This is a genomic window from Colwellia sp. MB02u-14 (genome assembly GCF_014076915.1).
In the GTDB taxonomy this organism is placed as follows: domain Bacteria; phylum Pseudomonadota; class Gammaproteobacteria; order Enterobacterales; family Alteromonadaceae; genus Colwellia_A.
The window spans coordinates 244388-257697 of the sequence record NZ_JACGUX010000080.1 but is presented as its reverse complement, the minus strand read 5'-3'; the positions used below and the strand labels follow the sequence as shown (position 1 = coordinate 257697).

At 38.1% G+C, this 13310-nt stretch carries 8 protein-coding genes; 3 read left to right on the top strand and 5 right to left on the bottom strand.

What is annotated here, in order from left to right; genetic code table 11:
• Positions 1–10: 10 nt before the first annotated feature.
• The 3 genes from H4J52_RS13995 to H4J52_RS13985 are packed head-to-tail and all read right to left on the bottom strand — an operon-like array spanning position 11 to position 3183.
• Positions 11–757 (bottom strand): ABC transporter ATP-binding protein, encoded by a 747-nt coding sequence (locus H4J52_RS13995; RefSeq protein WP_182181273.1) that lies wholly within the window; start codon positions 755–757, stop codon positions 11–13.
• The gene (locus H4J52_RS13990) at positions 750–1991 is read right to left on the bottom strand and encodes an ABC transporter permease (protein ID WP_182181274.1); all 1242 of its coding nucleotides are present in this window, start codon (positions 1989–1991) and stop codon (positions 750–752) included. Before H4J52_RS13990 ends, H4J52_RS13995 begins: the two co-directional genes overlap by 8 nt.
• Complete coding sequence (locus H4J52_RS13985; RefSeq protein WP_182181275.1) at positions 1978–3183, bottom strand: efflux RND transporter periplasmic adaptor subunit; 1206 nt, start codon at positions 3181–3183, stop codon at positions 1978–1980. The genes H4J52_RS13990 and H4J52_RS13985 overlap by 14 nt, the downstream gene beginning before the upstream one ends.
• Positions 3184–4185: 1002 nt before the next feature.
• Between H4J52_RS13985 and H4J52_RS13980 the strand changes: the two genes are divergently transcribed.
• Positions 4186–4653, top strand: coding sequence for an Hsp20/alpha crystallin family protein (locus H4J52_RS13980; protein ID WP_182181276.1), 468 nt, complete (start codon positions 4186–4188; stop codon positions 4651–4653).
• A 383-nt stretch (positions 4654–5036) separates the two neighbouring features.
• Here H4J52_RS13980 and H4J52_RS13975 read toward each other — a convergent pair whose 3' ends face one another.
• Positions 5037–5948: a cation diffusion facilitator family transporter gene (locus tag H4J52_RS13975; RefSeq protein WP_182181277.1), complete on the bottom strand. Its 912-nt coding sequence runs from the start codon at positions 5946–5948 to the stop codon at positions 5037–5039.
• A 30-nt stretch (positions 5949–5978) separates the two neighbouring features.
• The gene (gene lon, locus H4J52_RS13970) at positions 5979–8435 is read right to left on the bottom strand and encodes an endopeptidase La (RefSeq protein WP_182181278.1); all 2457 of its coding nucleotides are present in this window, start codon (positions 8433–8435) and stop codon (positions 5979–5981) included.
• A 380-nt stretch (positions 8436–8815) separates the two neighbouring features.
• Between lon and H4J52_RS13965 the strand changes: the two genes are divergently transcribed.
• On the top strand, positions 8816–9481 hold the full coding sequence (locus tag H4J52_RS13965; RefSeq protein ID WP_182224961.1) for a response regulator transcription factor: 666 nt from the start codon (positions 8816–8818) through the stop codon (positions 9479–9481).
• 102 nt (positions 9482–9583) lie between these two features.
• On the top strand, positions 9584–13162 hold the full coding sequence (locus tag H4J52_RS13960) for a CheR family methyltransferase (protein WP_182224960.1): 3579 nt from the start codon (positions 9584–9586) through the stop codon (positions 13160–13162).
• The last annotated feature ends 148 nt before the right edge of the window (positions 13163–13310 follow it).

Genomic DNA, 13310 nt, shown 5'->3' with positions numbered 1-13310 from the left:
TTGGAATGAGTTAAGGTATTTTAAAATCTACTGAAGCACCATCATAAACAATACGTCCATCAGTTAAACAAACCGTCCGCAGACATCGAGAGCTTAAACGTGGATCATGGGTAACAATGATAATCGCACATTGATGCTCGACATTAAAACGTTCAAAGAGGCTAAAAACTTCATCCGCTGTTTGAGTATCTAGGTTACCCGTTGGTTCATCAGCCAAAATCAACGCAGGACGAGTGACCAAAGCACGTGCAATAGCGACACGCTGCTGTTGTCCGCCCGATAAACGGTTAGTTTTCTGATGCTTAAAGTTAGCTAACCCAACCTCGTTTAATAAATACTCTGCATAGGAAGTCTGTTCTACAGAAGGCTTGCCATAACGTAACATCAAAGGCATCAGTACATTATCTAGCACACTGAAGGCACTGATCAAATGGTGAAACTGAAACACAAAACCAATCGATTCACTGCGTAACTGTGTGCGCTTTTGTTCACTCATACCTTGAATTGAATTCCCTTGAATACAGAGTTCGCCCGATGAAGATATATCGAGCAATCCCATTATATTGAGTAGCGTACTTTTACCAGAACCAGAAGTACCCACTAAAGCGACTAGTTCACCAGGACTGATCTGCAACGAAATATCATGTAAAACATGATTTTCTAACGGTGTATTAGTATTAAAAATTTTATTTAGGTTGCGTAACTGCAACACGATTTTTTGGTCTACTATGCTTTTAAGCGAGTTCAACTTAGACATAGCGAATCGCCACCGCAGGATCATATTTCGCAGCGCGCCTAGCCGGTACCATAGCAGCAATGACACCTGCAGCAGTCGCAATAATAATTGCTGATAATGACATTGAAGGCTCCAAACGAATTAAAAATAAGCGATCGTCAATAGAGTTAAATACTTGCACCAAGGTATAGCCAACCAATACTCCTAATAATGATCCCGCTAAACCAAGAACCCCGCCCTGCCAGAGAAAGATCCTCAGTATTTGTTTCTGCGAACTCCCCATAGCACGTAAAATACCAATTTCACGTGTACGCTGCGCTACACTCACGGCAAGCACACTGGCAATGCCAAAGATCACTGATAAAGCAACAAAGACACGGATCATCTGCGTGGTCATGCTTTGAGATTTCAGCGCATTAAGCAACTGTGCATTACTTTCCATCCAGCTTTGAACATTTAAGCCTGTTAACCTTTTAGTGCGCAGCGCCCAATATTCAGCGCTGAATACATCAGAAATTTTTAACTCTAAAATCGTAATACCACCGGGTAAATTAAGTAAAGTTTGCGCTTGCTTTAAGCTGGTATAAACATATCGGCTGTCGAGTTCACGCACACCCAATTCAAAAACACCAGCTACCTCCATTACTGACTCGCGATTATCACCAGCATCTAACCGTAATTTATCACCCGTTCGCAGACCTAAATCATCTGCCAATTGGCTACCAATCAATACATCACTGGCTGCAACACTAAAGTCCCCTTCGATAAGATAGTCTTTGAGTTTTATAATACCGGTATAGCGCTCAGGATCTATGCCCATTAGGCCTACAGAGGCACGCGCTGTTCCTTTTTGCGCAAATGCTGGCCCTGAGATGAGTGGTGAGACAGTAGTAAACGCTGCATACTTATCGAGTGTATCGCGCACTTCTTGCCAGTTATTAATGGTTTGTAAACGCTGTGCCCGAGGGTTTTCTAAAACCCATATATACTTTCCCTCAGGGATTACTGATAAATTATTGTGTTGCTGTGTGGCTTCAATACGAATATGCGCTTGTGTCCCTAAAGTTTTTTCGATGATGTTACTTTGCAGCCCCATAATCAATGCTGTGATAAATACGATAACAGCTGCACCTACCGAAATTGCGACACTAATTAATAATGTTTGAAGCGGGTTATCAGCAAGAAAACGTAATGCAATGCGCCATTCAATCCAAAGTGAATCACCTAGACTGGAAATTCGGTTAACGAATGACATGTTTTACCTGTTCAAAATCTACACGAGCGCGCTGACCATTAATCAGATTGTCTGCTTGAACGACAACATCACCTTCTGCCAAGCCTGAAACGATTTCACTGTGAGTTGAATTACGTAAGCCCAGCACCACCTCAGTTTTGTTAACAGCGCCGTTTGTCCAGCGAAAAACATGTGTCTTGCCACTTGAACTATAGAGGTAATCATTAGGTAACACTAAAGTTTGCTCTCTTTCTGCCGCGATAATATTGGCAGAAATGGTCATGCCTTGAAGAAAAGTATGTTGCTTATCAGAGGGGGCAGCTAGTACTTTAATGTGTACATCAATAGTACCACGTCCACTATCAACTGCTGGAGCGATAAAGCTGACAATACCTGCCACTGAAACCTCTGGCCAAGCATCAGCAATCAACTGAACCGATTGGCCTAATCGCAGGGGAGCAAAATTTTTCTCATCCAATGCAATAACAACCTCGAGACCATCGTTCGCAATACCTTCACGATTTTGACCATCACTACGAGCAATTTCTAACAAGACCTTGCCCGGTTGTACGAGATCACCTGGCTCAACATTACGAGTTTGTATACGTCCGGCAAAAGGTGCATAAATAAGGGTTTTAGCAAGATCAGCTTTTGCACTATTAACACGTTGCTGGAGTAACTGCTCTTCAGTGCTGTTCGCTGCTAAGGAATCAGCTGTTAGCTGTGCATAAGTTAATGATGTTTTTGCATTGAGTTCCGTGCGCTGTGCTTGCTCAACCTGTTCGATAGACAACAGGTTTTTCTGGGCTAGAGCTTCGCGACGCCTTGCTTCACGACTGGATTGACGTAAATTATGATTCGCCTCAACTAAAGCAGCTTGTGCTTGTGGCCTACTAATTATGTATAATTGTTGCAGTAATGTTTGCTGTTGGGCTAAGCGCGATGGTAACCCTTCATGATTAAGTTCAATGAGCAAATCACCTTTATTAACCTGATCACCTTCTCGTACATAGCGATTCTTTACCGTACCTGTAAGTTCGCTACCAATGCGTGCTAATGATTGATACCGCACCTCTCCACTGGCGACAATGCGCAACTCAAGTGGCATCAGTTTAATTGTTAATGCAGGCAGAACTGGCCCGAGCCATTTTGGGATACCGACCAATAAAGCCGCGAAAACCACGACAATGATAACACTATAGATTATGCGCATTTAAGCCTCGTTATAAATCTACTAAATCAGCTCGATTAAACGAGATGAAACGAATATAATTTTTATACAGACGGCCCATAGCGATTAAACTGATCATGCTTCAGACTAAAAACATCTGTAATAAAGGGTATAATTTTGATTTCACCACCAAACAGATAAGCATTGTAGGCAATTTCATCTCAGCTTTCTTATTTATTAGATGATGAATTGACCTTAAACAAGTTCAGAAGCAATAACTTATTCTATTTAGTTAATATAAGCATAATGTAGTATGGGTATAGCAATCGTAAACAAAATTAAGTAGCCTTCATTTTGCTCTATATAAGTTTATCATTTAGTGATGTTTGCTGTGACATTTTATAAACTTATAGTATTTATTCAATGACCCAGATAAAGATATCGCTCAATCTTATAAAACATATTCCTAAATAGCTAACCTGCTCAGGAATAACGAGTAAACAATAGAGACCAATGAGTAACAACAAAAAAAGCTGATTCATCACGAATCAGCCTTTCGGTATCTGAATGTATAATTTAGTCGTGCGGTTGGGAAGAGACTTGCCCCCCCCCACATTCTAAGTAACCAGCCTCTTAATAATACTAATCTAACATGTTGTGTTGACTAGATTTAAGCGCGTCTATCTCTGTGGTATAGCGAACGTTTGGCCATTCCAAATTACTGATAATTTAATTCGACAATAGACACCAATATCAATGCAATATTATCCTTGTTCAAGGGCATCTGCACCACCATTGAACTAAACCGCTTCCGCGGCAATGGCGTTCTTTTAAAACAAACAAGTGACATTTATCAGGGAAATTATAAACCTAAATGATAATCTCAATTTCGATAGTAGCGGTGTTTACATTTTCGTTGAACAGCGCTTAACATAGGGTAAAAACTACTATTTAAACCAAGTAATTGGTTCTATGTTATTTATTTTATACGTAGTTATTGATGCAAGCCATAACTGCCTAATTAACATTAATTTGGAGATTATTATGTCATTATTTAAACATCAACCATTATCCACCATGCCACAACTTCCTATGTTCTCTCAGTTATCAGATGAGATGAATCAATTTTTTGGCCGTGACTTGCCTATATTTAGTCGACAGTCAGATCTTCTTTCAACAGATTGGCACCCTGCCACTGATATAGAACAACGAGACAACCGATATATCGTTAAAGCTGACATTCCAGGTGTTGATCCAAAAGATATCAAAGTAACCATGGAAAATGGAAACTTGATCATTGAAGGTAAACGGGAATCAAAAATAGAAGAAAACAAACAAAATTATCGTCGTGTTGAACGTAGTTTTGGTAGTTTTTATCGTTGTATAAACCTACCTGATGCCTCTAGTGAGTCTAAAAAAATCGAAGCTCATTGCAATAAGGGAGTATTGGAAGTTATTGTGCCTAAGATTGGTGCAGCAGCTCAAAAGAAAATAGAAATAAAAGTCGATTAAGCAAACAAGATAATTTTTAGATCGACTAAAGTATTCGCTAAAGTAACGCTCCCTTTAGCGGATATCTTTTTGGCTGCAGTGTATCTAACTCGCCAATATACGATAACTCAATATTATACGTTAACATTTTTAGAGGCTCTCACTAAAAAGTCATCGGCACGTTTATTTACAAAACCACGCTAATAGCGCTTGTAACAAGAGCAATTTTTCATTTCTATTTCCATCAATAATTTATCTAGGGCTATGCAGGAAATTTTGGCATCACAGTTTTTATGGTCGATGCACGTTAGATAAAAACAGTCTTTACACCTACATTAACTACTTTAAATGACAACAGTGTAGTGAGTAAACCAATTTTTTTTGACATGCTTTTTCTGCCTTTATTATGTGTTTTTAAGCATTGGCTCAACATGAATTGAAATATCATATACACCGTATTTTTTCTCAATATGCGTTTCCACATTTGTTGCTATATTGTGCGAGTCTATTGTTGATAACTCTGGATTAACTGAAATGACTAAATCAACTGACTTTTCTCTTCCAATCCAGCGAGAACGTACTCGATTAACTTCGCACACACCCTGAACCTCTTTAATGGAGTTGGATAATAATTCAGGATCTAAAGCAAACTGATCCACGAGCGTTGGCAAAACCCTTCTAAATAGACCAAAGGCGAGATAAAGTACTAAAAATGAAACGCCTAGCGCGCAAACGCTATCTAACCAAAGATAACCCATTGCAGAAAATTGCCATCCAGCGATAACGACAATCGTTGTTAATACATCGGAAAAAGTATGTGTTGCATCTGCAAGTAATATATCCGATTTTAATTTTCTAGCACATTTATGCTGCCAAGTTGCCAATATTATGTTTGCGGTTAACACGGCAAACATAATCCCTAAACCCCACGTTGAATTTTCTATTTCTGTTTCATCTTTATTAATCGCGTGAATACCAAGCTCAAATGAAAGTACAACTAATAAAGAAGCAAGGCAGAAAACAGCTAAAGTTTCAAACTTACGGTGCCCGTATGGATGTTCACGATCTGGAGGTGAGCTTGATACTCTACAAATAACCCACGCGACCACATTATTGATGACATCGGTTAAAGAGTGAATGGAATCGCCAACAATCGCAAGTGACCCTGTAGACAAACCTACGAGTAACTTTGCTACCAGAACTACAAAGTTAACAGAGCCTTCAATCAATATAACTCGCTGAACGTTTTCATCTCTTTGAGCGTTATTATTCAAAATATATAACTCTATAACTCGGGTAACTAATGCCAACCTCATACATTGAACCTAGTCACACATTCAAAATTATTAATGGCTTACAAATGCATTTTTCAACACAGTATCGACATGTTCAGCTAAAATAAAAGTCATTTTATTCTGTATTGACTGCGGTAAATCACTTAAATCTTTTTCATTATATTTAGGTAAAATCACCGTGGTTAAGCCTGCTCGGTGTGCTGCTAATATTTTGTCTTTAATACCGCCAACAGGTAAAACTAAACCACGTAAGGTAATTTCTCCGGTCATCCCTACGTCATTGCATACCGGACGTTTCGTTAACAATGAAACGAGCACCGTCACTAAAGCAACGCCCGCAGAAGGACCATCTTTTGGAATAGCACCCGCAGGAATGTGTACATGGATATCGGTTGTTTCGAATACCTTATTTTCTATACCTAATGCCGTGGCATGTGAACGTACATAACTTAATGCGGCTTCGGCTGATTCACGCATTACATCACCAAGCTGTCCGGTGATGCTCAAGCCTTTTTTACCTGGCATTGCACTCGCTTCAATGAACAAAATTTCTCCGCCCACCGACGTTACCGCAAGCCCCGTTGCCACACCATAACGTTCTGTACGTTGCGCAATATCATAAGAGAAAGCAGGCTTACCAATTAAATTTTCTAGCATAGTACAATTAACATGTAGTGATTCATTCTCATTTTTTGCTAATTTTATCACTAGCTTACGGCAAATTGATCCTAAGCGACGATCAAGGCTTCGTACCCCTGCTTCTCGCGTATATTCACGAATAATTCGCAACATAGCATTTTTACTTATCTTTAACTCTTCGGGTCGCAAACTGTTTTCTCGTAATTGTCTTGGTAGTAAATAACGTTGAGCAATATTAAATTTTTCATCATCGGTATAACCCGATAAAGTGATCACTTCCAAGCGGTCACGCAAAGGCCCAGGAATTGAATCAAGTTGATTTGCCGTAGCAATGAACATCAGTTGACTAAAATCAAAGGGCACTTCTAAATAGTGATCACGAAATGCCTTGTTTTGCTCCGGATCCAATACTTCTAATAATGCCGCTGACGGATCTCCGCGTGAATCCCCACCAACTTTGTCTACTTCATCTAATAAAATAACAGGATTTTTAGTACCTACATCACGCAATGCCTTGATGAATCTACCTGGCATAGCGCCAATGTAAGTTCGCCGGTGACCGCGAATTTCGGCCTCATCACGTATGCCACCCAAACTTATGGTGATCAATTTACGTCCCAAAGCATGAGCAATTGAATGACCTAATGATGTTTTGCCAATGCCGGGAGGCCCAACGAAACACAATATTACACCTTCTCGGTCTTGTCGTATTTTTACTGACTTATCATCACTACCATCATAGTTGTCGTCTTGTTTGGATCTTCGCTGATGACGAAGTTGACGCACAGCCAAATATTCCAAAATCCTAATTTTTATTTTATCTAACCCATAATGATCTTCATCAAGTGTTTTTTGGGCCTTTTCTATATCCAATACATCTTCAGTTATTTTATTCCACGGTAAAGCGGTCAACCAATCAAGATAGGTCATTGTTATTCCTGACTCTGAAGACGTTTCGGGAATACGCTCTAAACGAGACAACTCTTGTAACGCTTGTCTATTCGCTTCAGTTGACATGCCGCTCTCTTCAATTTTTTTTCTATATTCTTCTATTTTTATATTTTGGCCATTTTCTTCGCCTAATTCTCGTTGAATCGCTTTGATTTGATGTCGTAATACATAGTCTCTTTGTGCTTTGTCCATCTCACCATGGGCTTCTGTTTGTATTTTTTGACCTAACTCCAGAATGTTCATTTCATGCTGAACCAAATCAATCAATTTTAACATATTGGCTAACACATCAGACTCTTCGAGAATTTCTTGCGCATCTTTTACTTTTAATCGCATACTCGAACTAATCAAATAGGTTAGCTGGCGGTAATTTGAAGTTTGTGTCAGTGTATGAACTAACGTGTCGGGTAAGTATGAAAGAATAGTTATCAACTGAGTAAATGATTTCAGTAAATTAATGCGTACGGCCTCTGCCTCAAAATCGCCATCTTCCGGTTCAATGTCTTCCAGCTTATTTATTTCAGCTTTTAAATAGAGCTGGTCTTTTGACCAATGATCAACAGAGCACTTTTCTAAGCCTTGCAATAAAACATTAATATGACCGTTTTCGCCTTGCGTGGTTCTAATAACTTGAGCAATACACCCGATAGAATAAAGTTCATCAGGGCCAGGTTCTTCAGTATTAGGATCCTTATAAGTAACAATAGCTAATAACTTGTTACTTGAAAAAACATCTTCTAAAAGTTTAATTGATCTCGCTTGTCCAACCGAAATAGAAATGACATTATAAGGAAAAAGTACGGTATTACGTATCGGCAATACAGGTAATTCACTGGGAATAAACAACCAGTTTTTATCGGGTTGAGTAACATTGATAGGTTCATTGCCGTTATGGTTATCAACTTTTATGTCTGACATAGTGACTCCTTTTTTTTTGTGCAAAGCATGAAAGGTGACTAGGTCACTTTTATCTCTCGATGACCCTTTGCCTTTTAAATGACTTCTTAATATGTAATTAATTTGAACAATATCGTCATAACATCTTGAATTTAAATTTGAAAATGTTGAATTTAAAATATCACCTTACGACTAATGTCCCATTTAATTATTTACGGGTAGGCGTATCATTTATTTTAGGCGGGAGCATTAAAAGACTCACTGACATTTATCAGTTTATCCACTTTATTATTTTGGTAATATGTCCAATTACGGATAGTGATAAAGCATGTTACAATACCATTGGGTGATTTTGGTAATGACCTTTATTAATATTTTCATTAAGCTTAAGGAGATAGCTGATGAGTAAACCTAGTATCACCAAAGTATTTATTGTTGATGACCATGAATTGGTTCGCCAAGGCTTACGACAACTAATTGATGGTGAGGTTGACCTAACATTATGCGGCGAAGCAAGCAGCGTTGATGAAGCACTTAAAATGCGACCCTTTTTAAACCCCGATGTCGCCATTGTTGATATTTCATTACCCGACGGTAATGGCCTTGATTTAATAAAACAATTTCATTATTGGAAACCACAAATGCAGATAATTGCTTTATCAATGCATGATGACGAGCTTTATGCAGAACGTGCTATAAATAATGGCGCTTCAGGCTATATTAACAAACAAGACTCAGCACAAAAATTATTACTCGGCATCAGAGAGGTCGTAAAAAGCCAAATATTTGTTAAACCAGAAATTGCTGAAAATTTGTTAAACCAGCAATTTCAGTCAAATTATCTACTCTATGACAAAAATAATATCCTGACAAAACTTACCGACCGAGAATTACAAGTCTTTGATTTAATAAGTAAAGGAATAAAGACTAAAGACATTGCGAATAACTTAAAACTGAGTGTTAAAACAATTGAAACACATCGGCGCCATATAAAAGACAAACTATCATTAACCTCAGGTACACAATTGATTAGGGCCGCAATAATGTGGGCGCTAGAAAAAGATTAAATAACACTTATACAACAATATCTTGTTATATTAATAAAATTCATAACTCGTTATACTTACCCTACTACCGAAGGTGTTTTAGAAAGAGCTATTGAGTATCAAATGTCAATAAACAGTATAAATAATAAAAATAAACCTAGCCTTATTATAGGTATGGGCGCGTCTGCAGGTGGTCTTGATGCCTTTAGAGCTTTTTTTTCCAAGATGCCTAAAAATACTGGTATAGCCTTTGTACTGCTCCCTCACTTAGATCCCAATAATCAAAGTTTAATGGCTCCCCTACTGGCGACAAAAATCAACATGCCAGTACTCGAAATTGAAGACAATATGCTGGTCAAAGCAGATCACGTTTATATTTTACCCCCAGGTAAAGAAGTCTCTATTTCGAACCAACATTTACAACTCAATAATATCTCCTCCCCTCGCCAATGCTGGAATGTTATCGAACATTTTTTAACCAGCCTAGCTAAGGACCAAAGTGAACGTAGTGTTGCGATAATATTATCAGGCACCGGTTGTCACGGTACGTTAAGCTTTCGAGATATTAAAGTTGCCGGTGGTCTCATTCTGGTGCAAGATCCATTGACCACTCATTACGCTCAAATGCCGCAAAATGCAATTGATACTGGTTTAGTTGATATGATTGCCTCACCTAAGGATATGCCAGCGATGCTGATTGAATATGCATCGCATCCTTATTTAGAAACAACAACTAATACCATTACAGAAGATATACTGAAAAGTATGTTCCGCATATTGGCTTATTTGCGTACGCGCATTAAGTATGATTTTAGTGGTTACCGAAAAAATATGCTACTACGACGTATTCAGCGACGTATGTGCGTTAATCAGTCAAATACTCTCGAAGAATATTACGCTTTTTTAAAGGCTAACCCTGAAGAAGCTACCGCATTAAATAGAGATTTATTAATTGGAGTAACCGCTTTTTTTCGAGACAACGAAGCATTTCAAGTTATCGCTGATGAGGTTTTACCTCAACTCATTTTACAATGCTCAGAAGAAAACCCTTTGCGTATCTGGGTACCTGCTTGCGCTACTGGTGAAGAGGTATACACCATCACTATGTTGGTTTTTGAAGCGTTTGAGCAAGCTCACAAACCAGTCTCTGCTCAAATTTTTGCCAGTGATATTGATGAGCAATCATTAAAAGTTGCCCGTGAAGGCCGCTACGCTAAAAGTATTGTTGGAGATATTGGCTCTGATCGTTTAGCCCGTTTTTTTGAATTAACGGCTAAAGACGAATATCAAGTTAAAAAAGTTGTACGTGAAACGATTATTTTTGCGACACAAAACCTGATCAGTGATACACCTTTCTCACGTCTTGATTTCATTAGTTGTCGCAACCTCTTCATTTATTTTCAACCTGAATTACAAAGCAATGTGCTCAATACCTTTCACTTTGCGCTAAAACCCGGCGGGGTTTTAATGCTTGGCCCTTCAGAATCATTAGGTAATAATAAAAATAAATTTGAAACACTCTCTAAAAAATGGCGGTTATTTAAGTCAATTAAAGCGACAAATAAAATGTCGATTAATTTTCCTATTGAGCGTAATACACATCAAAACTTCACAACGAAACATAATTATAAAACAATGAATTATCATGCCACGCCACCAGCTCGATTTGCCGAACTTGTTAACAGAGATCTTTTAGAAGAATATGCGCCCGCAGCGGTACTCATTAATCGCGTTTATGAAATATTACATTTTCAAGGGCCGACTGTTAATTTTTTAGAGTTTCCTAAAGGCACGCCAACTCACGATATAATAACATTACTGCGTGAAGGTTTGCGCGCTCGCATTCGAACCGCTGTCGATTATGTACTTAAAGAAAATCAACCCATTGTCGACCTTGACGCTAAAGTTAAACGTAATGGCCACTATGTACCTTGTACAATAACGGTGCGGCCGGTATTTGATCCTAAATTTCCGAGTGATTTACTGCTAATTACTTTTGAAGAAAAGCAAGGCTCTGCCAGTAATAAAGTCATACCTTCAACAACATTTAGTTTATCGAGCAATGACTCAAGCATTATTGAACAACTAGAATATGAGCTAAACGCAACACGAGAAGATTTACAAAGTACAGTTGAAGAGCTTGAAAGTTCTAACGAAGAGCTCAAAGCATCAAACGAAGAAGTCATGTCGATGAATGAAGAATTGCAATCAGCCAATGAGGAACTTGAAACCTCAAAAGAAGAATTGCAATCAATGAACGAAGAGCTCAACACCGTCAATAGTGAATTACAATTTAAAGTCGAGGAGTTAGAAAAAAGTTGTGATGATACCCAAAACTTACTGTCTAGCACTGATATTGCAACGATTTTTCTTGATAGAAAATTACAAATCAGGTTATTTAACCCCGCAATAGGTGAATTACTGAACTTACGAGAAAGTGACATAGGCCGCTCGATTAGTGATTTTTCCGCGAAGGTGACTAATAACGATCTACTGACCGACGCCCGCCAAGTACTCGATAAACTGACCCCGATTGAAAAAGACGTTTGGACTTTAGGTGATAGTAAGAAAAATCGTTGTTATTTAAGACGAATAGTGCCCTATCGCACGGTTGATGACCATATCAATGGCATTGTCATCACCTTTGTTGAAGTCACAGAAAGTTACCACAAAAAAAAGCACTTAGAGCAATGCGTGCAAGAACGCACAAAAGCACTTAATGACCGTGAGATACGACTGACTAGCATAATGAAATATGCCTCAGAAGCCATTGTTGTTATGGATGATAAGAACGTAATAACCGATTTTAATCAAGCAGCAGAATATATGTTTGGTTATCGCGCAGTTGAAATTTTAGGAAAAAACATTGAGAAATTAGTGCCCATTGTATTTATTGAAAATACAAAAGAGAGACGAAATACTGATCTTAATATTGGCCGTAAAATAGTAACACTAGCCCCAAAAAAATTAAAGGCGATTAGAAAAAATGGTAGTCAATTTCCTATTCGATTAACAACCACGGCAACGGCCAATGATAAGGTTTTTATTAGTATTATTAATGATTTAAGCGAATTAACCTTGTTAAAGAAAGCCATCGTTGATATCAGTACCCTAGAACAAGAAAAAATAGGCCATGACGTGCACGACAACTTGGGGCAACGCTTAACAGGCATTAACTTATTGGCCAGTGACTTAAAGCGAAATATAAAAAATACCGATGATAAAAGTAGTAAAACATTAGAGCAGATAATAGAGCAAATAAGCTTAGCCATAGGGGAAACTCGTCATGTAAGCCATGGTTTATCTCCCGTTTTATTCCCGCCTCAAAAACTGCAGGAAGCATTAATTCAATTAATGAAAATGGTTGATAAAGCCAACATGAAAAGCCAAGTTGAGTTCTCAACAATATTAAAAGTTTCAGATAACACCACTGCCACTCAAGTTTACCGCATAGCACAAGAAGCGATTAATAATGCAATAAAACACTCAAAAGCGTCAGAGATCACGTTAAAATTGAAAACACATTTAAAGCAAATGATGCTGGTGATTTATGATAATGGTATTGGTATTGACCTAGATGAAAATAAAACGGATTTAGGTATTGGCTTAAATATCATGCAGTATCGTGCGTCCAGTATCAATGCCAGTTTATTCATTGAGTCATCGCCAAATAAAGGTACAACGATTCGTTGTATATTTTAATGAAGCAACTAAGTATGCAAGCGTATGCTCTGAAGTACCGTAATAAACTTTTCAACAACTGACATAAGTCAGAAAAACCCCTAATACACAGTAGTCTTAGCCCAATATTAAATGATTTAATTACCCTCGATGTTATTATTAATAAACA

Excerpts from the sequence above, each read along its gene's own strand:
- H4J52_RS13995 (WP_182181273.1), bottom strand. The coding sequence starts at position 757 with ATGTCTAAGTTGAACTCGCTTAAAAGCATAGTAGACCAAAAAATCGTG.
- H4J52_RS13990 (WP_182181274.1), bottom strand. The coding sequence starts at position 1,991 with ATGTCATTCGTTAACCGAATTTCCAGTCTAGGTGATTCACTTTGGATT.
- H4J52_RS13985 (WP_182181275.1), bottom strand. The coding sequence starts at position 3,183 with ATGCGCATAATCTATAGTGTTATCATTGTCGTGGTTTTCGCGGCTTTA.
- H4J52_RS13980 (WP_182181276.1), top strand. The coding sequence starts at position 4,186 with ATGTCATTATTTAAACATCAACCATTATCCACCATGCCACAACTTCCT.
- H4J52_RS13975 (WP_182181277.1), bottom strand. The coding sequence starts at position 5,948 with ATGAGGTTGGCATTAGTTACCCGAGTTATAGAGTTATATATTTTGAAT.
- lon (WP_182181278.1), bottom strand. The coding sequence starts at position 8,435 with ATGTCAGACATAAAAGTTGATAACCATAACGGCAATGAACCTATCAAT.
- H4J52_RS13965 (WP_182224961.1), top strand. The coding sequence starts at position 8,816 with ATGAGTAAACCTAGTATCACCAAAGTATTTATTGTTGATGACCATGAA.
- H4J52_RS13960 (WP_182224960.1), top strand. The coding sequence starts at position 9,584 with ATGTCAATAAACAGTATAAATAATAAAAATAAACCTAGCCTTATTATA.